Here is a 20407-nt window from a genome sequence, read left to right as displayed (position 1 = left end):
GCCCCCTTTAAGTCGGCTTATCTTTGCGAACTGCGCGATCCGGCTTGTGGGTCAATCGCTTCACGGCCGTGATCGCCGCATGTGCGGCGACGGTCAGCCCAACCGCGCCGGCAGCGGCCATGCCGATCTGATCGGCGTTCTTCTCGATGCCGAACTGCTGGATGGTCGTGAGCCGATCGTAAAACGAACCTTTGTCCCAAAAGCCGTCTTCGGAGCAGCCGAAGCAGCCGTGGCCTGATTGAATGGGGAATGAAACGCCGCCGTTCCAGCGAAGGGCAGAACAGGCATTGTAGGTGGTCGGCCCTTTGCATCCCATCTTGTACAGGCAGTAGCCCTTGCGGGCGCACTCATCGTCCCACGCCTCGACAAATTGGCCGGCGTCGAAATGCGAACGTCGATAGCACTTGTCGTGGATGCGCTCGGAATAAAACATCTTTGGGCGTCCTTGGCGATCGAGCTCAGGAAGCCTTCCGAACGTGGTGATGAAGGTCACTAGGCCGGTCATGACCTCTGCGATGGGGGGACACCCGGGAACCTTGACGATCGGCTTGTCGGTGATCACCTTATCGATCGGTACAGCGCCTGTCGGATTGGGCTTGGCGGCTTGCACGCAGCCCCAGGATGCGCAGGTCCCCCAGGCAATGACCGCCATGGATGATTCCGCCATCCACCTGAGCCTCTCGACGAACGGCTTGCCGCCGTCAATGCAGAACATGCCCTCCTCATTCAGCGGCGGGTTGCCTTCGACGGCAAGCACATATCTGCCTTTGTACCTGAGACGGGCTTCCTCGAGGATGGCTTCAGCCTGGTGACCTGCCGCGGCCATGATCATATCGTCGTAGTCGAGCGAAATCATCGACAACAGGACGTCTTTAATTAGCGGATGGGCCGAGCGGATAAAGCTTTCCGAGCAGCAGGTACACTCGAGCCCGTGCAGCCAGATGACGGGCATACGCGGTTTGGTCTCTAGGGCATTGGCAATCCTGCTTGCGGCGAGCGGGCCGAGTCCGAAGCTCGAGGCTGTCAAACTGCAAAACTTGTGGAAACTGCGACGCGTGATACCTTGGCGTCTGATCACGCTGTAGAAAGTTTCCGTTGCCCCACTCATGAACCCCTTCCAAGTTTCTCGTCGGCCCTGACGAATTGCTCACATTCAGCAGCAAAAAATGGGCCACCGCCCGGCAAAAATCTGACGGTTACCAAGCCGCCACTCCGTGATTTGCAGTGGGATCGGCGAGCTAAGCGCAAGCTGCGCAACTGAGCGCGCTCACCGTGCCAATGGTGTCCGGTTTTGACCGTCGATGTCAGAACTCCAACAATGCAGCACAATGGCTCGTCCCTCGCGGCCAATGCGTTATACTCGCTCTTTAAGCACGGTCCCGACACCGGCCGACACGGCAATTGCCGCAGTTCACGCGGCACCGCACTGCTCACCGATTTCAATGGGACTTGTTCGCCATTCTCAGATGCAATGGAGGCCGCGATCGTCGCAACTGCGCAACGACACCAAAGTGGCAGTCACCAACAACCCGAACCGGCGACCAAGAACGGCGCGATAGCGAGCCCTCCGCGCCGCAGTACACCGCCTTCACCTTTCAGGGCGGATCGATCCAATCTGCCTTGGGTCAATGACGCGCGGTACCAAGCCCGCCGGGATTGCGGGCGCAAGGCTGGGCGCGTTTGAGAGCTTTCATCCAGAAACGTTCATCGTTCATCGCGCGAGCCAAGCGCTAGCGAGGCGATGGCTTGGCGCATCACGAAACCACACCTTTCTCCGGTGAGCTTCGCAGCGATGGCAGAGGCGATCTCGCTGTTTCCGTGCACTGGTCAGATTCTCGCGACGCGGATAGCAGACGACGGTGTGGTGTTTTAGTTTGATGTCGATCCGCAGCAGCAAGCATCACTTGCTAGCCATCCAATCTGTTCATCGAACTTTTCCGGCGGCAAGCGAGCTATCGCACTATGCCGGCATAGACGATATTCTGGACTTGCTCGCGGTAGTACTTGCGGATCTCTCCGGGCGCAGCCGTTCCAACCACCACGACCAGGCGCTCCTTTGGATCACAGAAAAATTGTGTTCCGTAAGCGCCGGTCCAGGTGAACTCACCTGGATTGCCTGGAACGGCCGAGAGACCCTCGCTTATGCGTACAGCCACTCCGAGCCCGAACCCAAAGCCGGCACGGTGCGGCTCCACATTAGCGACCTTGTTTTTGATCTCTGGCCCAAGGTGGTTGGAGATCATGTGATGCACCGTCCTGGGACCGAGAATGCGCTGGCCATCGAGTTCCCCGCCGTTTAGCAGCATTTGCCCAAAGCGAACATAATCACCAACTGTCGCGAATGCACAGGCTCCCCCGCAGTCAAACTTCGTCGGACTTTCGAGGAGCTCGATGCCCTGTGGCTTTCCCGTCAGTGGGTCGTCTTTAAATGGACGCGCGAGCCGCTCGCGTTGCGATCCCGACAAATGGAAAGTGGCATCCAGCATTCCGATCGGCTTCCACAGGTTGCTGGAAAGATACTCGCCTAGTGGCTGCTCGCTAACCTGTTCCACGACAGCGCCAAGCACGTCGGTCGAGAAGCCGTATTCGAATTCCGTTCCCGGTTGGTGCGCCAACGGCAGCTTGGTAATGCCTTCGATGAAAGCCTTCTTATCGCCCTTGACCGGTGGCGCTGCGAAATCCGGATAGAGACGCGCCACTTGGTCTGAGCTGTCCGGCGGCGCGCCATAGGTGAGACCTGATGTGTGGCGATAAAGGTCGTGGACGTAGATCGGGGAACTCTGCGCTTCGAATTTTAACGAACCGTCAGGCTGCGATACTCCCACTTTCATGTTTGCAAATTCGGGATAGTAATCCGTAAGTCTGGCCCTCAGAGGCAGGCGACCTTGTTCCATGAGGGTAAGCCCAGCAACCGCCACCATCGGTTTGGTCATAGACGCGAGCGCGAACATCGCATCGAGCCTCATCGAGGTTCCTTTTTCAGGATCGAGTTGCCCGTACGCCTTGTAGTGAATGAGCTTGCCGTCTCTGGCGATTGCAACCACTGCGCCCGGCACGCGCTTGGCTGCGATCTCGCTAGCAAAGAACTCGTCCAGTTTGGCAAGGCGCTGCTTGGAAACTCCGACGTCATCGGCCCTCGCCTCGGGCAAAGGCGCGGAGTGTGCTGAATTGAAGCTGATACCAGCGGCCGCCGCGGCTGCAACGAGCTTATTCATTGTGTCCTCGTTAAGAATGGACGGATCTGACTTGCAATACTGCTGCTCGGTTATGACCGGCCAGCTTGGCCAGTACGCCGAAGATGCTTCGATCCGGCTTAGTGCGCCTGCCCCTCACGTGCCTCTCCTGGCACATCGTTTGTCGATGAGAGTCAAAGTGAACATGACCGCAAAGGCGAACATTACCATACCGCCGGCAACCCAACCTGCCTCGCGCCAGCGCGATGCTTGGACGTAGTCAATGACATAAGCTGACAACACTTTGGTGCGCCCGGGAATGTTGCCTCCGATCATCATCACGACACCGAATGTGCCGATCGTATGAGCAAAGCCAACCAAACCAGCCTTGAGGAACTCCAGCCGTGCCAGCGGCAGGCCGACGGTAATGAAGGCGAACAACGCAGAAACGCGCTGACTCGCCACAACTTCCTGCGGGTGGTTACCCATCGCAACAAAGGCGCTACGGATAGGCTGCACCACCAAAGGGAGCGCCGAGAGGACCGATCCGACCACGATTCCCGCAAAGGTAAAGGCGAGCGTGTGCTCGCCCCAGAAAGAGGCGAGAAGCCCACCTGGTCCGTTCGGGCCGAGCAGGACGAGTACGCAGAAACCGAGCGCCGTGGGTGGCAGCACAAGCGGCAGCGCGACCATTGTCGCCACCGCCTCGCTCAAAACCGTTTTTGACCGTGCCAACCACCACGCGAGCGGCGCGCCAATCACCAGCAGGATCATTGTCGTCACGCTGGCGAGCTCGACCGTGAGCGCAACGGATTGCCAGATTTCTGGCGAAAGGGCATCCATGTGCGTCAGCCCACCGGCGAGAGCACGTCGCCATACCGGCGCAGCGATCTCGTCGTTTCTGCGAGCAAATGCAGAATCGCAAGGCTCATCGGAAACTCCTGTGACAGGGCAGCTTCGATCGGCCTGACGGCGGCCGCTTCTCAGCTCGCCATCCAGCAATCCCCGTGCCGCTTGCGAAATGTGGTAGGCTCTGTGTCCAGCGTGAGAAAAACGCGCATAACTGCCAGAGATACTGCGGGGTGAACCTAACGCGCTGTCAAGTTTCCGGCATCTTTGTTCTCAAGCAGACAGCGACGGCAGAATGAGACGGCAGAGCGGCCGCCCGAGATGCGCATCCGCAATGTCTCGATGCAAATCCTGACGTGGATGCTGCTTCGACATGTTGGTTGTTTGTTGGTGTCGCTCAAGGGCCGGCGTGTATAAGCGCAGAACTCCCGTCACAGCCCCATTGCGAGAATGGACGAGACCGGCTCTCGGAGTTCATTCCGTCCTCAACTTTCGCCTTGTCGAGGAGAAAGACGGGCCGCGGACCGCCATCCGGCAATCATGCGCCGCTGTTCTGTGAACGTAACAAACCATAAGCATACGTTAGTTGCCGAGTTCTGAGGCAACGATCTGCTACCTAAAACAAGGAGTCGCAGTGAACCTATAGCGCGTCCGGTCGGTGCAGTATATCGACGGTGATCATGCCGCGGGCGCGAGAAACACATGCACAGATCTTTTCGTTCGCGTGCTTTTGCTGCTCGCTGAAGAAAACGTCGCGGTGGTCAAGCTCACCGTCGATTTTGACGAGATCGATGGCGCAGACGCCGCACTCGCCGCGCCGGCAATCCGAAATCACCTCGTAACCGGCCCCATTGAGCACGTCCAGCAACGAGCGATCGCGCGGAATCTCGATCTCAATGGCCTGATCTGCAAGGCGCACCCGAAACCCCTCGGTCGGCAGTGAGCCGCTCGAACCGAAGGTCTCGTAACGTAGGTCGGATAGTGCGCGTCCTGCACCAGTCCAGGCCCGGCGCGCGGCATCGAGCATCCGGATCGGCCCGCACAAGAGGGTCAAGGCGTCGCGCGGCAGCGAAGCGAACAAGTCATCCAAATTGAGCCTGCGCCCTTCGTTGCCCGCATGGACAATAAGCCGCTTGTTCAGCAGGGGAGCGAGAACATCCAAATAGATGGCTTGCTCACGAGAAGTAACGGCATAATGCAGAGTGAAGTCGGCATCGCGGCGCGCCAACGCCAAAGCTGCCCCGATCAGTGGCGTAATGCCGATGCCGCCCGCGATTAGGCAGTAGTGCCGGCGCGCCCAGTCAATCGGCAGCAAAGAGGCCGGCAATGTAATGGTCAGTCGGGCGCCCGGCGCGAGCGACCACATGTACTGCGAGCCGCCGCGGGAGTCCTCCGCGCGCCGCACGGCGATACGATAGCCGGTTCGCTCGGGTTCGCCGACCAAGGAATAGGATCGCGTATCCGGGCGCCCATCGATAGTGACGGCGATATTGATATGGCTGCCGACCGGATAAGCCGCGCCATCAAAGTTTTCCGGTTTGATCAGGAACTCGCGGATCGAAGGTGTCAGATCGCGCGTCGCGACGAGCGTTGCGGGTGTCCAGCTTTCAATGAACCGCATGGAGATTTCCTTTAATCGCCCGCCATCCTGATGAGCGCCAGTCCTGGCAGCAGGTCAGAATGCGTCTTGTTCCTGAGCACCAGGCGCAGATTGCGCGCCGCCACTCGGGCGTGCTCGCGCATGATTGCCTCGGCCCGTGCGCCTTCGCGATTTTCGATTGCATCGATCACGACGCGATGTTGATCTTGTGCAATCAAGAGTGTGTGGCGCGCATCCGGCAGTGTCGATTGAGTCATCACAAAGCCGCTGGGCGAGGCGAATGGGAGCGCCGACGCGCGATCGACCTGCCGGATCAAGGGAGGACTGCGCGACAATTCGGTCAATAGCGCGTGAAAACGCGCATTGAGCGCGACGTAGGAGGAAAATGCCTCAACGGAGATTGGATCCTGCCGCACCAAGCCGTCGATCTCGTCAAGACATCCTTTTAGAGGCTCAAGATCGCGCGACGGAACGCCGCGCTCGGCGGCAAAGCGCGCGGCCAGCCCCTCCACCGTACCACGCAGTTCGATTGAATCCAGGACATCTCGCTCGGAGAATGCCTTCACCATGAAACCGCCAGAAGGGATCGCTTCCAGAAGTCCTTCCTCCTCCAGCCGAACCAATGCCATTCGCACCGGGGTGCGCGATGCGCCGGTCGTCTCCACAGCCTGCAACTCGGAGATCCGCTCGCCTGGCCGCAAGTCACCCGAAAGGATCAGGTCGCGCAAGCTGAGCTGGGCGCGTACTGTTTGCGAGACTGAACGATCGCTGTCGCGCTCGACCATGCTCTACTCCGCGGCCTGCTGACCTTGCGAGGGATTCTCGGCCTCGATCATGCGATCTATCAAGCGGCGAGCCCACATCGCGCCAGCATCGATGTTGAGATTATAGAAGACCCGGTCTGGATTTTCGTCGATTGCGCGCTGCTGCGCCTCGAGAATGACCTCGTCCTCGCGGAAGATGCCAGAAACGCCTTGACGGAGTTCGGTGGTCAGGCGCTGCTCGTTCAGGCGATAATTGCGCACGAAGGCCCAGAAATAATGGCAGCTCGTTTCCGTTTCGGGCGTAATGGTGTTGAGGACAATACCATTGACGCCGGCCGATCGGTTGCCTTCCGGCGCGCCTGTTCCGGCGGGCGCCACTCCGACGTCGATATTGATGGTGCACGGCGCCTCGAAACGAATGATTTGCCAGCGGTCCACCGGACCAGGTTTTTGCAATTGCTTGGCCCAGAACGGCGGGGCGCTAATCCCCTTCATCCAGCGCGTTACGGTAGCGGTCTTCTCACCATGGGTGACGTCAAACGGCGCTTCCGCGATGGCGTTATTGCCGATGCTGGCACCGTGCACAAACGTTTCATGCGTCAGGTCCATGAGGTTGTCGACAACCAGACGATAATCGCATTTCAGGTGAATGGTGTCACCGTCACCGGCCCAAGCGGAATCATCGTTCCAGTGCATATCCGGCACCAAGCGCGGGTCGGCCAGCGCCGGATCACCCATCCACAGCCAGACGAAGCGATCGCGCTCGACCACAGGATAGGCACGCACACAGGCGGAGGGGTTGATCGTCTCTTGCGAGGGCATGAAGGTGCAGCGGCCCTGCGCGTTGAATTTCAGCCCATGATAGCCGCAGACAACGCTGTCGCCCTCAAGACGCCCTTTTGAGAGCGGCACCAACCGATGCCAACAGGCGTCCTCCAGTGCCGCCACCTCCCCGTTGGCGCGCCGATACATCACAACGTGCTTGCCGCAGATCGTGCGCGGCAACAGCGCCTGCTTCACCTCTGCATCCCAAGCGGCCGCGTACCAGACATTCGTCGGAAAGCAATGGCTCATGTGCCGATTCCTCGCTTAGGGACACCGACTGTATACATAAATTTGAAGGGGGCCAAAAAGTGACGAATATGCGGGCTTACAATGGAATTTCTGTATACAGTAATGGTCCCAAGCGGCTCGGTCGGGCTCCGCTTCGGTGAAGATTTTTTGCGACGCACCAAAACTGCTAGCGGATGAATCCAAGCTCGCCATCGTGCACACCCGCTGCATCTAGTCCCTGCACTGTCGCAGCCTCGGCTATCGGCGAGATTCCTGGCCTGCGAAGGGACGCCGGATTGGGGCTTCTTGGCCGGCAGCACAGTTCCCTTGCCGGGATCAGACGTCGACGTCTTGGTGCCGAGATCGGCCCATGCTCTCAAACCATCCAGTGCGTAGATGACGCGACCGCGACCGCCGATCTTTCGATACGCTGGCCCCGTGCCATACGTGCGGTGCTTTTCGAGCGTGCGGCCGGATAGGCTAAGATAACGCGCAGCCTCCGGCGTACACAGGAACCGGGTGGATGGATCTGACATCAAATAGGCATTTGAGAGCTCCAGGTGAGAGGCCGGCCGCGAACGGCGGCACTATCGCGCCATCATCATGGAGAAGCGCGCTCCCTGGAGGGATACCGAATATCGATGAAGCGACTTTCGGCACCCCAAGTAGAAAGCGCTATTCGTGGTGGCAAAGCTCACTCCTATCTAGCGCTCGTCCATTATCTAGCGACCGTCCAGCCTACGACCTTGGACAATCATGGACATGGCAAGCTGATCGGGCGACCTTCACAATGCGGATGATGCGCAGAAATTCTGCCGAACCATCGGTCTTACCGGACCATACTGGAGCACATTCACCGCCATCCGATTGTCGTAACTCGATTCGAGCTCGCCCGTATATCTGCAGCAAGAATAAGTTGGTCTCGTGCTGCCTGGCAAAGAGTTCAGAGCAGAATGATCGAGTCGAGAACCCCATCGTAACGCTATCGGCTCGGCGAGCGCCGATGCCGATACGACCTCACATCGACCGGCCCTCTAGATGTCGCACGCTTCCATCGCCTGGATGCCTACGATCCAAACAATCAATTTTACCAATGTAACGTACTGTTGCATCAAGTCGCGCACTTGAAGGGTACTGATCACTCTAGGATTTCTATGCCAAGAGGTGCCTCGGGACACTTGCCAGCAAAATGCGGCATGACGCTGAGCAACGCCTTCTCGATCGACCTCACAAATGCCGTTCGAAGATTCAAAGACCTTGTCAGAAGACAGGTACTTATCCGATCGCGACTCGATCGACTGCAGGTTGGCTCTGGTGCGGATCTTGCTTGACGAAAAAAGATAACGTAACTGAACGCCTGCCTTTGGAATGACGCGCCGGCTCCCGGAATCGTCTTCAATTGGACACGGCTAAAATGACAGCCTCGTATGATGCCGTCGCCTCTAACGACGCAGCGGCTCGCATTCGAGTGTATTCGGGAAGGAAGCGTCATGACCACCATGGCAACTGCGGCGCCCGCGCGCGCGTCGCAGACTTGGTATAAAATTCTCTACGTTCAGGTGTTGATCGCGATCGTGATTGGCGCCATCGTCGGCTGGCTATGGCCGTCGGTCGCGACCAACGACTGGGTCAAGGCGCTTGGTGATGGCTTCATCAAGCTGATCAAGATGGTGATCGCACCGATCATCTTCTGCACCGTCGCATCCGGGATCGCACATATCCAGGATGCAAAGAAAGTCGGGCGCGTCGGCGTTAAAGCGCTGGTCTATTTCGAGATCGTATCGAGCTTTGCCTTGGTGTTGGGCCTTGTCATGGGCAATCTGGTCCAAATCGGCCATGGTCTTGCGGTCAAACCGGACGCTGCGGCGGTCGCCAACTACGTCAAGCAGGCGGAAGCCTCGAAGACCGTCGATTTTTTTCTCAATATCATTCCCGATACGGTGGTCGGCGCCCTCGCCCGCGGCGATGTTCTGCAAGTGCTCCTGTTCGCGATTCTGTTTGGCTTTTCGCTGATGGCGCTGGGCGAGCGTGGAGAACGACTGCGCGGCATGATTGACGACGTCGCGCACGCAGTGTTCGGCGTGATTGCCATCATCATGAAAGCCGCCCCGATCGGCGCGTTCGGCGCGATGGCCTTCACAATTGGCAAGTTCGGGCCGGCGGCGCTCGGTAATCTGATCGGACTGATCGTACTGTTCTATGCGACGGCCGCGATATTTGTGGTCGTCGTGCTCGGCCTGATCGCGCGGATCGTCGGCTTTTCGATCTTCAAGTTCATTATCTATATTAAGGATGAGCTTCTGATCGTGCTTGGCACCTCGTCCTCGGAAAGCGCGCTGCCGCAATTGATGGAGAAGCTCGAGCGGCTGGGCTGCTCAAAGCCCGTGGTCGGCCTCGTGGTGCCAACCGGCTACTCCTTCAACCTCGACGGCACCAACATTTATATGACGCTTGCGACATTGTTCATTGCCCAGGCACTCGGGGTCGATCTGACCTTTGGCCAGCAGCTCACGATCTTGCTCGTGGCAATGCTGACCTCGAAGGGAGCAAGCGGCGTCACCGGCGCAGGCTTCATTACACTCGCCGCGACATTGTCGGTGGTCAACCCGGCATTGGTGCCGGGCATGGCGATCGTATTTTCGATCGACAAGTTCATGAGCGAGGTGCGAGCCCTTACCAACATCACTGGCAATGGCATCGCCGCTGTGTTCGTGTCCTGGTGGGAAGGCGAGCTCGACGACGCGACCCTACATGCCCGGCTCGAGCAGCCCACCGCCGGTGCCGATACACGAAGCTCAAGGATATAGGCTCCAGGTCCTGTCCGTGATTTCAAGGCACGCTCGAACTGAGCGTAGCCAACTCCGAATTTTTCGCAGTTCAAATCGGCACAGCCGAATGAACTGCGAGCCGGAGTTCTTCTCGCGGAATCTGCGGGTCGTACCACGACTCGGTGTCGTGCCCCAACGCGATCCAGATGACGGCGTAAGGTCGGCCGGGGCAGACTATACGATTCCGACCGAACCTGGCCGGGCCTGACGGGCAAAGTTACTGGATCTATCCATGAAACGGCTTGGCGCGTGGCCAGCGAACTGGCCTCGTCCACCGATGCTGCGGCAGTGATGACTCGTGAACCAGATCGGCACCTTCACCAGGTCGAGATGGATCGCATTGAGCAAACTCACGGCGCTCCACTGCTTGTCGGCGCTCTTTAGATATTCAACGACGGGCGTCTCATTGTTCAGCGTCACGTCCTGGCAGACCCGCGGCTCGCAGCTACCCCGCCGCTGGACGTGCCTTGGCCGCATACAGTTGTGCTCGGCCGCGGCCTCCACAGCCGCGCGCGCCTGCCAAAGGGCTATCGCAGTGAAAGAAAACAGACATCTGAGCCTCGATTGTACGCACGTCGGCGCGCCATTTGGAAAGGTTTAGAACAACTATACCTACGTTTGTAATGCGCGTTTCTTCGGCACGTGCTGAGTTCAGCTGTAAGCAATTTACCCGGAACCGCTCTTGAGCGTGGAGCGGAAAGGATTGCCCCATTTTTGCCTAAAATGTTATAACTCTCCCGCCGGAGAAAGGCCGGACGGTCCAAGAATGTATAACCAGATCAATAACTTCAAACGTTCTGCCACGCAGTTTACTTTCGGCAGCATAACGCTGGCGGTGGTGACGCTAGCTTCCTTGTACCTTCAAACACATTTCGCTGCGACGGCGTTCGGCTATTTGCTGGTTATATTGCTGTTTTCATTGATCGGCAGCTTTATCGCCTCATCCGCGCTTTCGGTCTTAGCTATCGCTGCTTTGGCGTACTACTTTGCACCGCCGGCGTTTAGTCTGCGGATCGATGACCCTCAAGTTCTTCTGGTGGTTGTCGCATTCTTTACCGTCTCGATTGTCGGAACACACCTGATTGGAAAAATCCGCCAGGAAAGAGAGGCTGCGCATGAGACTGCGGCCGAACTCCGGCGCAGCACGGCCGATTTGAAGGACCGTGAAAAGCGGTGGCGCGCAATCTTTGAGCACAATCCGGCCATGTACGTCATGGTCGACGAAGCCGGTACCATCCTCAACGTCAATACGTTCGGCGCGACACACCTCGGCTATGCGCGCTCCGAACTCATCGGTCAATCCGTTCTGAGGCTCTTTCTGGAGGAGGATCGCGAGTTCGCACGCACATGCATTCGCAGATGCCTTGAAGATATCGGTCAATCGCAAACCTGGGACGCCCAAAAAGTCAGAAAAGACGGCGTGGTCCTGTGGGTGCGAGAAAATGCCAAAGCCATGCTTTGGGCCGATGACAAGCCGGTTGTCCTGATATCCTGCGAAGATATCACCGAAAAACGGCAGACGGAGCTTGCCCTACAGCGCAGCGAAGCCCATTTGGCTCAAGCGCAGGAGTTGAGCCACACAGGCAGCTTCGGCTGGAACTTCGCCACTGGCGAGGTTTTTTGGTCAAAAGAGCTTTTTCGAATTTTCCAGTTGGATCCGAAGACGATACCGAGGCCGCAACTCGTCGTCGAGCGCACGCACCCGGAAGATCGAGCTTCCGTCCAACAGACGATCGATCGAGCGATGCAAGACCCGCAGGAGTTCGAGCATGAATACCGATTGCTGCTACCGGACGGCTCGGTGAAGCACATCCGCGCGCGGGCGCGAGCGACGACAACCGCCTCTGGCGAAATCGAGTTTGTCGGGGCAGCGACGGATATCACAGTTACAAAGCAAGTAGAGCAGCAGCTACGCCGCAGCGAGGCCTATCTGGCCGAAGCCCAGCATCTCAGTCATACTGGCAGTTGGTCATGGGACGTCCACGGAGTCGATTTTGTGTATCGCTCCGCCGAAGTGAATCGTCTCTTCGGCTTCGACCCGCAAGAGACCGTGTCCATAGAGACTATTCGTTCGCGGATCCATCCGGACGACCTGCCGCGGCTTCAGGACGTGCAGCGACTTGCGAGAGACGGCAAGCAAAACCGCTTCGAATATGATTTTCGAATTTTGCTCCCGGATGGCTCGATGAGGCACATACATTCTGTGGCCCATGTCGTGGTTGGCAGCGACGGTAATATCGGCGAGCTCATTGGGACACATATGGATGTCACTGAGCAATACGCGGCCAGAGAACGCCTGGAAAGCACACTTGCTGCGCTGCGCGAAAGCGAGCAGCGCTTTCGCGACTACGCTGAAACAGCTTCCGACTGGCTCTGGGAGACCGGGCCAGACCATAAAGTCACTCACTTATCGGAACATACCAGCGCTGCGGGAATCCTGGCCACAGGCCTCCTGGGTCTGCCGCGTTGGGACATTGCTTGCGACTTGGAAGACGAACCTGAGAAATGGCGGCAACATCGTGCAAGGCTAGAGGCACATCTGCCATTTCGTGATTTGGTCTATCGCACTGTCAACCGGATGGGATGTCCGATCTACGTCCGGACGAGCGGTAAGCCATTTTTTGACGTAAGCGGCAATTTTCTTGGCTACCGTGGCGTCAGCACCGACATCACCGCTATTATCCGCGCAGACCAGGCCGAACAAGAGCTGCGGAAGGCACAGGCGGAGCTCGCGCATGTGACGCGCGTGACGACGTTAGGAGAGCTGACCACCTCCATCGCCCACGAAATCAACCAGCCACTCGCCGCGATTATCAGCAACGCCGACGCGTGCCTAGGTTGGATGGGCCGCAAAACTCCTGATCTTTCCGCCGCGCGCTCATCCGTTGAATGGATAATCGAAGACGCAATCCGGGCGAGCGAGGTGATCCGTCGCGTTCGCGCGCTTGCGAAGAAGGGCGAGATCGAAATGCTTCCGCTCGACATCAATGACGTCGTTAAGGATGTCATTGCGCTGGTGAATCGTGAGCTGGTTAGCCACCAAGTGACACTGAAAACCGAGCTGACGGCAGCGCTGCCGGCGGTTCTGGGCGACCGGATTCAGCTGCAGCAGGTGATGATCAATCTGGTGATGAACGGGATCGAAGCTATGGACGCAGTTACGGACAGGACGCGCGAACTGGTGATCCAGTCATCTAGGGACGATATGGAACACGTGCGGCTTGCGGTGACTGATAATGGCGTCGGCATCTCGGAGAATGACGCCGATCGGGTGTTAGACCCCTTCTTCACGACAAAATCGAGCGGCCTTGGCATGGGCCTTTCGATCTGCCGCTCGATTGTGGAAGCTCACGGAGGGCGTCTTTCAATCGTCCACAGGCAGGGACCCGGAGCGAGCTTTCGGTTTGACCTGCCGTTGCACAAGGAGGTGGTGTCGTGAACGAACGCTCAAACTCCCAGCGCGAAGGCAGCAGAGCCGAGGCATCGGCAAATGCGATTGTCTTCATTGTCGAAGATGATGTCTCGATGCGTCGGTCGCTTACAAACCTTTTTCAATCCGTCGGCCTGGACGTCGTTGCATTCGGATCGGCCCGAGAAATGCTGCAGAGCAAACTTCCGGACGTCGTTAGCTGCCTGGTTCTTGATGTCCGGCTGCCCGGCTTGAGCGGCCTTGAGTTCCAGACTGAACTAGCCAAGTCGAACATTCATATTCCCATCATCTTCATTACAGGCCATGGCGACATTCCCATGAGCGTCAGGGCCATGAAGGGTGGAGCGGTCGATTTTCTCACAAAACCGTTTCGCGATCAGGAACTGCTGGACGCTGTGATCGCGGCGACCGAACGCGATCGCAAAAGACGGGCAGCCGAGCAGACCGTCGTGAATCTCAAGTCCCTATTTGAGACCCTTAGCCCGCGCGAGCAGGCGGTTATGAAACTAGTCGCTACCGGCTTGATGAACAAGCAGATAGCTGCCGAGCTGGGGCTCGCCGAGATTACGGTCAAGATCTATCGGGGACACGTGATGAAAAAGATGCGGGCCCGGTCGCTGGCGGATTTGATCAGGATGACTGAGACGCTGGGACTCCGTGCTAACCGTCCCGAACAAACCTAAGTATGATTTTACAATTTAACCGCGCAAGCCCACTTTTCGCCCAGGGATGGCTAATGCCTCGGCAGTCGCTAGTCCCGCGCCAGGAGGGCCTGTCTTGTCCACGCCTTTGATTTCTGTCGTTGATGACGACGCATCGGTCCGTGCGGCGACAGAGAACCTTTTGAAATCGCGTGGCTACGTCGTTCAAACGTTTGTGTCCGCCGAGGAGTTCTTGAGGTCGCCGCGGTTGAACGAAACCTCTTGTGTAATCACGGATGTGCAGATGCCGGTTATGAGCGGCTTGGACTTGCTCGCGGAAATGCGGACCCGTGGCTACGGTGTGCCATTCATTTTCATTACTGCCTTCCCCAACGACCGCGTGCGCGCCTCAGCCCTGAGCGCAGGAGCGGCTGGCTTTTTGGGCAAGCCCTTCGCCGGACATACGCTGATCGAGTATCTCGATGCCGCACTGGAGGAGAACGGCGGCGGCGGAGACACATGACGCGATCAGCCTGGCGCCGGACCGGAGCCATACCCAGATCGCAGTCTCCATAATCTCCGGCAGAACGCGGCGGCGAGCCAGACTATTATCTGTCATGTTCTTGTATCCGCAGAACTTCCGCGGGAGAGCACGTCGACGTTGCTGCGACGTCTATTCGACAGTGACCGATTTTGCAAGATTACGCGGCTGATCCACGTCCGTCCCCATAACCACGGCCGTATGATAGGCTAGCAGTTGCACCGCGACGGCATAAACCATGGGCGTAAAGCTTACAGCCATGTTTGGCAACACAATGGTCATGAGCGTATCCACCGTCGCGTCCGAAGCGCCCTTCGCATCGGTGATCAAAATAATGTTACCGCCTCGAGCGGCGACTTCTTGCATGTTCGAGACCGTTTTCTCGAAGACGTCGTCGTAAGGCGCGATCACCACCACGGGCATAGTCTCATCGATTAATGCGATTGGTCCGTGCTTGAGCTCGCCGGCGGCATAACCTTCCGAGTGGATATAGGAGATTTCCTTCAACTTGAGCGCGCCTTCTAACGCCAGGGGCGCCGATGTGCCTCGGCCGAGATAGAGCACGTCGCTCGACTTTGCGATATCACGCGCGAGCTTCTCGATCTGTGGTTCGACCAACAGCGCCGCAGCAATCAGCCGCGGCACTTCGATAAGCTCGCGTACGAGCTTCGATTCATCGATCTCGGACAGCATGCCGCGCTCCTTGCCTGCTGCGACGGCAAGCGCCGCCATCACCGCCAGCTGGCAGACGAATGCCTTGGTGGAGGCGACGCCGATTTCTGGACCAGCCAGTGTCGGCAGCACGGATTCGCTCTCGCGTGCGATCGTTGACGTCGGGACGTTGACCACGGATATCGTGTGCAGGCCCTGGCTCTTGGCATAGCGCAACGCAGCCAGCGTGTCGGCGGTTTCCCCCGACTGCGAGATAACGATCGCGAGATCACCGTGGCGCAGAGGCGCCTCCCTGTAGCGGAACTCGGACGCAACATCGATTTCGACAGGCAGGCGCGCCAGCCGCTCGAACCAGTATTTGGCGATATAACCGGCATAACTTGCCGTGCCGCACGCCGTAATTGAGATGCGCTGAATGAAATTAAAGTCGAACGGTAGTGTGAGCGGCAGGGCTATGCGCTCGGCTGCCATATCGAGATAATGCGCCAATGTCTGCCCGACTGCTGTCGGCTGCTCGTGGATTTCCTTGGCCATGAAGTGGCGATAGTTCGCCTTGTCCACCAGGAGTGACGACACGCCAGACTTTGATGTTTCCCGATGCACGACAGCCCCGTCTTCGCCATAGATCATGCAGATCGTACGGGTAAGCACGGCCCAGTCGCCGTCTTCAAGATAGGTGATGGCATCAGTCAAGGGCGCGAGTGCGATCGCGTCCGATCCCAGATAAACTTCGCCGGTACCATGTCCGATCGCAAGGGGCGACCCCTTGCGCGCCCCGATCAAAAGATCCTCATGGCCTTTGAACAGGAATGCCAGAGCGAAAGCTCCGCGCAGTCGTGGCAGCGAGGCTTGTACCGCATCCCGCGGCGAGTAACCATTCTTGAGATACGATTCGACGAGATGCGCCACCACCTCGGTGTCGGTCTCTGAGCTGAAATGAGCTCCATTCCGCTCCAGTTCGGCCCGCAGTTCGCGGAAATTCTCAATGATCCCGTTATGAACGACCGCGACATTTTCCGTTGCGTGCGGGTGAGCATTGCTCTCGGTCGGTTTTCCATGCGTCGCCCAGCGAGTGTGACCAATACCGCTATGACCCGACGGCGGATAATCGCGCAGCCGCTCCTCAAGGTTTCTCAGCTTACCTTCAGCGCGCCGGCGCTCGATACGGAGACCTTCGAGCGTCGCGACGCCCGCGGAGTCATAGCCACGATATTCCAATCGTCTGAGCGAAGCGACCAATTGCCCAGCGACCGGACCACGTCCCAAGATGCCGACTATTCCACACATATCGATCAATGCAGCCCACGTTCAAGAAGCCAAATGCCCCCTAAAGGAGCATTTTCACGAATTTCGCGCGCCCGGTTGGGAATGGGTATCAAGTTCTGAATTTGATGCAGTTGCCTGTCACCGTCGCATTCACAGGCGTGAGTTCTATGTCTTTCAACCATTATCGCCTCGCCCAGCCACGCTCCGCCTTTGGTTGTCCGCTATCAAGTACAAACTGCGATGCGGCCGCGAATGGCGTGACTGCTTCGAGGTGGGCTCTATATGCAGGCGCGCTTGCGCGGCTTGGTGCGGCATCTAACCCCGGCACAAACAGATCCGTTGCTCGATGGCGACGATAACAACCGGCGTCGCAACAACCCCAGTGCGAGGATATATCGCGCAGGGCGTCAGGCTTCATAGATTGAGGACATTTGAACCAGATCGACAGACCCGTTGTCTCACAGTAAAACGTCATGTCTTATTTGGCTCATCGTCGCTAATGAGCCATTCACGGCTCTTCAGCTCAAACTCCCGATAAACGCGCGGCGACGCGGCCGATCCGGTTAGCAGCTGGTGTGGGGGCACTGAGTCCCCGCACCTCACCGAGGGTATCCACGAGAGGCTTGCACCGGCCGCGCTCCATTGGACAGAAGAATGCAGCCTCACGGCACTCTCCACATGGCCGGGTGTCGGCGTGTTTGCGCAGCCGCTCTAGGACGGCTTAAGACGCTCATCATACTCGGATGTAAGCTATACGATTGGCATCGAACACTCTATTGTACGGACGTAAGCTTTCGATATCGAAACGTTCGAAGAACTATACCGACGTTTGCTACTCTTCCTCATTTTGTCTTGCGTCTACCGTCCACTTCCTACGCGAGCTGCACTATTGGCAGAAGCGCAGAGGTAGATGCCCCTAGCGCCCAGATCGCGTGCTCTATTCGGAGGTGGGGCCGCTTTGTAGAATACGATATTGGTGTGCAGCTTCACTGTGTGCCGGCTTGCACGCCGTCATTCCCCATAAATGCGTCGACAACCGCACCTCAGCACATCGCTCTATTCGGCCGTGGCCGACCCACGCAAATGGATACAGCATGTACCTGGAGACGGATAAGGAACACAGACCGTCGGCATCCATCTCATAGGAAACATCGCTGGATCAGCGCGTCTAACTGGGTCTGCGTGTACGGCGTTTCGTCCAGCTCGTTTGCGCGGGTGTCAAGTGGGTCGCGCGTGTTAGCTGACGTTCCTTTTTGACTCTGAATGGTACGGTCGAGAATAAATCAATGTATATAGTGCGCATTTCTATATGAGGTGTATGACTAGAGTAACGATCGCTTTCCTTTTATTGCGGGTGGTGCGCGCTTGCGCATCTAGATCGTGAAAGGGCCCCGCAAATCGCGTTTCGAAAGGGCGCCCTCGTTCCGGCGGAACTAAGAGAAACAATGGCGGCTCAGGACTCAAAGCGGCGCGTTGCGCTGATCACCGGCGTGACCGGGCAGGACGGCGCGTATCTCGCCGAATATCTGCTCGGTCTCGGCTACACCGTGCACGGGATCAAGCGGCGGTCGTCCTCGTTCAACACCGCGCGCGTCGACCATCTCTACCAGGATCCGCACGCCGGCAACGTGCCGTTCCTGATGCACTATGGCGACATGACGGATTCGACCAATCTGATCCGCCTGGTGCAGCAGATCCGGCCGACCGAGATCTACAACCTCGCCGCCCAGAGCCACGTCCAGGTCAGTTTCGAGAGCCCGGAATACACCGCCAACGCCGACGCGATCGGCGTGCTGCGGCTCTTGGAGGCGATTCGCATCCTCGGCATGGAAAAGGAAACGCGGTTCTACCAGGCTTCGACCTCGGAGCTTTACGGGCTCGTGCAGGAGGTGCCGCAGAAGGAGACCACGCCGTTCTATCCGCGCTCGCCCTATGGCGTCGCCAAGCTCTACGGCTACTGGATCACGGTGAACTACCGTGAGGCCTATGGCATGTTCGCCAGCAACGGCATCCTGTTCAACCATGAGAGCCCGATCCGCGGCGAGACCTTCGTGACGCGCAAGATCACCCGCGCCGTTGCCCGCATCGAGGTCGGCCTCGAGAACAAGCTCTATCTCGGCAATCTCGACGCCAAGCGCGACTGGGGCCACGCCCGCGACTATGTCGAGGGCATGCACAGGATCCTGCAGGTGGACGAGCCCGGCGACTTCGTGCTCGCGACCGGCGAGACGCGGTCGGTCCGCGAGTTCGTCGAGCTGGCGTTTGCCGAGGTCGGCCGCAGCATCGAATGGCGCGGCAAGGGCGTCGAGGAGGTCGGTATCGACAAGGCGTCCGGCAACACCCTGGTGCAGATCGATCCGACCTATTTCCGCCCGACCGAGGTCGATCTTCTGATCGGCGACGCCAGCAAGGCGCGCGCCAAGCTCGGCTGGGCGCCGAAGACGCCGTTCGCGCAGCTGGTGAAGGAAATGGTCGCCAGCGATCTCGTCGAGGCCAGGCAGGACGCGGCCAATGGCAAGCACGGCGTTTGAGCTGAAGGGCAAGACGGTCTTCGTTGCCGGCCATCGCGGCATGGTCGGCTCGGCGCTGATGCGCCGGCTGGCGCGCGAGGAGGCCGATCTCCTGACGGTGTCGCGCAGCGAGGTCGATCTGCGTGACCAAACCGCGGTGAATGCCTGGTTTGCCGCGAAGCGGCCGCAGGCCGCGTTCCTCGCTGCCGCCAAGGTCGGCGGCATCGTCGCCAACAACACGCTGCGGGCGGAATTCCTCTACGACAATCTGGCGATCTCGAGCAACGTGATCGAGGCGGCCCATGCCAATGGCTGCGAGAAGCTGATGTTCTTCGGCTCGTCCTGCATCTATCCGCGCCTGGCGCCGCAGCCGCTGCGCGAGGATTCGATGTTGACCGGCCCGCTGGAGCCGACCAACGAGCCCTATGCCATCGCCAAGATCGCCGGCATCAAGATGGCCGAGGCCTATCGCAGCCAGTACGGCGCCGATTTCATCAGCGTGATGCCGACCAATCTTTACGGCCCCGGCGACAATTATCACCCCGAATACAGCCACGTCGTCGCCGCGCTGATCCGCCGCTTCCACGAGGCCAAGGTTTCGGGCGCCGGCAACGTCGTGGTGTGGGGCACCGGCACGCCGCGCCGCGAATTCCTCTATGTCGACGATCTCGCCGACGCCTGCGTCCATCTGATGAAGACCTATTCATCGCCCGAACTGGTCAATATCGGCACCGGCGAGGACATCACCATCGCCGAGTTCGCACTCATGGTCGCGGCCGCCGTCGGTTTTCGCGGTGAGATTAGCTTCGACACGTCGCGCCCGGACGGCACGCCGCGCAAGCTGCTCGACGTCGGTCGGCTGGCGAGGCTCGGCTGGCATGCCCAGACCGCGCTGGAAGATGGCATTCAGCTAGCGTATCGGGCATATCTCGCCGACAGCAAATGGACGGCACTGCTTGTCCCCGACAAGTGGCGTAAGCAGGCCCATCCGAGGATCCGTGCACGGGTATCACCTAGCTGGCCCCGTCGCTCGCGTAACGATTAACTTTGCCGCGCGTTGCCCAACGCTCTTCGTCAGCA

Annotated in this window: 14 protein-coding genes and 1 pseudogene; 6 read left to right on the top strand and 9 right to left on the bottom strand. The window is 58.6% G+C overall.

Features of this window, described 5'->3' with window-relative positions:
• Nucleotides 1-7: 7 nt before the first annotated feature.
• From I6F38_RS07700 to I6F38_RS07670, 7 genes and pseudogenes are all read right to left on the bottom strand, one after another.
• The gene (locus I6F38_RS07700) at nucleotides 8-1108 is read right to left on the bottom strand and encodes a hydrogenase small subunit (RefSeq protein WP_225159786.1); all 1101 of its coding nucleotides are present in this window, start codon (nucleotides 1106-1108) and stop codon (nucleotides 8-10) included.
• An 844-nt stretch (nucleotides 1109-1952) separates the two neighbouring features.
• A complete protein-coding gene (locus tag I6F38_RS07695; protein ID WP_016846836.1) occupies nucleotides 1953-3215 on the bottom strand; it encodes a serine hydrolase domain-containing protein in 1263 nt (420 codons plus the stop codon).
• 114 nt (nucleotides 3216-3329) lie between these two features.
• Nucleotides 3330-4016 carry a hypothetical protein gene (locus I6F38_RS07690; RefSeq protein ID WP_016846835.1) on the bottom strand — a complete coding sequence of 229 codons (687 nt, stop codon included), beginning with the start codon at nucleotides 4014-4016 and terminating at the stop codon, nucleotides 3330-3332.
• A 646-nt stretch (nucleotides 4017-4662) separates the two neighbouring features.
• Nucleotides 4663-5643: a PDR/VanB family oxidoreductase gene (locus I6F38_RS07685; RefSeq protein ID WP_028344265.1), complete on the bottom strand. Its 981-nt coding sequence runs from the start codon at nucleotides 5641-5643 to the stop codon at nucleotides 4663-4665.
• A gap of 11 nt (nucleotides 5644-5654) precedes the next feature.
• Nucleotides 5655-6407 (bottom strand): GntR family transcriptional regulator, encoded by a 753-nt coding sequence (locus I6F38_RS07680; RefSeq protein WP_016839803.1) that lies wholly within the window; start codon nucleotides 6405-6407, stop codon nucleotides 5655-5657.
• Nucleotides 6408-6410: 3 nt separating this feature from the next.
• Nucleotides 6411-7460 (bottom strand): aromatic ring-hydroxylating dioxygenase subunit alpha, encoded by a 1050-nt coding sequence (locus I6F38_RS07675; protein ID WP_018269897.1) that lies wholly within the window; start codon nucleotides 7458-7460, stop codon nucleotides 6411-6413.
• 237 nt (nucleotides 7461-7697) lie between these two features.
• Nucleotides 7698-7975: pseudogene (locus tag I6F38_RS07670) on the bottom strand (DNA-binding protein).
• A 954-nt stretch (nucleotides 7976-8929) separates the two neighbouring features.
• Here I6F38_RS07670 and I6F38_RS07665 point away from each other — a divergent pair.
• On the top strand, nucleotides 8930-10246 hold the full coding sequence (locus tag I6F38_RS07665) for a dicarboxylate/amino acid:cation symporter (RefSeq protein ID WP_016839801.1): 1317 nt from the start codon (nucleotides 8930-8932) through the stop codon (nucleotides 10244-10246).
• A gap of 195 nt (nucleotides 10247-10441) precedes the next feature.
• Here the strand turns inward: I6F38_RS07665 and I6F38_RS07660 are convergent, their stop codons facing one another.
• The gene (locus tag I6F38_RS07660; protein ID WP_225159784.1) at nucleotides 10442-10687 is read right to left on the bottom strand and encodes a hypothetical protein; all 246 of its coding nucleotides are present in this window, start codon (nucleotides 10685-10687) and stop codon (nucleotides 10442-10444) included.
• 346 nt (nucleotides 10688-11033) lie between these two features.
• On the opposite strand from I6F38_RS07660, the gene I6F38_RS07655 reads away from it, so the two are divergent.
• Genes I6F38_RS07655 through I6F38_RS07645 form a run of 3 tightly spaced genes read left to right on the top strand, consistent with a single transcriptional unit; the run spans nucleotide 11034 to nucleotide 14861 of the window.
• The gene (locus I6F38_RS07655) at nucleotides 11034-13706 is read left to right on the top strand and encodes a PAS domain S-box protein (protein WP_225159783.1); all 2673 of its coding nucleotides are present in this window, start codon (nucleotides 11034-11036) and stop codon (nucleotides 13704-13706) included.
• Entirely contained in the window at nucleotides 13703-14380 is a 678-nt protein-coding gene (locus I6F38_RS07650; RefSeq protein ID WP_018269894.1) for a response regulator transcription factor, read from the top strand. The genes I6F38_RS07655 and I6F38_RS07650 overlap by 4 nt, the downstream gene beginning before the upstream one ends.
• Before the next feature lie 46 nt (nucleotides 14381-14426).
• Complete coding sequence (locus I6F38_RS07645) at nucleotides 14427-14861, top strand: response regulator (protein WP_225159782.1); 435 nt, start codon at nucleotides 14427-14429, stop codon at nucleotides 14859-14861.
• Nucleotides 14862-15011: 150 nt separating this feature from the next.
• On the opposite strand, the gene glmS is transcribed toward I6F38_RS07645, so the two are convergent.
• A complete protein-coding gene (gene glmS / locus I6F38_RS07640; protein ID WP_225159804.1) occupies nucleotides 15012-16838 on the bottom strand; it encodes a glutamine--fructose-6-phosphate transaminase (isomerizing) in 1827 nt (608 codons plus the stop codon).
• Between the two features lie 1424 nt (nucleotides 16839-18262).
• Here glmS and gmd point away from each other — a divergent pair.
• Both gmd and I6F38_RS07630 read left to right on the top strand, forming a co-directional pair.
• A complete protein-coding gene (gene gmd / locus I6F38_RS07635) occupies nucleotides 18263-19348 on the top strand; it encodes a GDP-mannose 4,6-dehydratase (protein WP_225159781.1) in 1086 nt (361 codons plus the stop codon).
• Complete coding sequence (locus tag I6F38_RS07630) at nucleotides 19329-20372, top strand: GDP-L-fucose synthase (protein WP_276573480.1); 1044 nt, start codon at nucleotides 19329-19331, stop codon at nucleotides 20370-20372. The genes gmd and I6F38_RS07630 overlap by 20 nt, the downstream gene beginning before the upstream one ends.
• Nucleotides 20373-20407 lie beyond the last annotated feature (35 nt).

The organism is Bradyrhizobium sp. BRP56 (genome assembly GCF_020194035.1).
GTDB lineage: Bacteria > Pseudomonadota > Alphaproteobacteria > Rhizobiales > Xanthobacteraceae > Bradyrhizobium > Bradyrhizobium australafricanum.
Note: the sequence above shows the minus strand (reverse complement) of the source record. Positions and strands in the feature narration are given on the sequence as shown.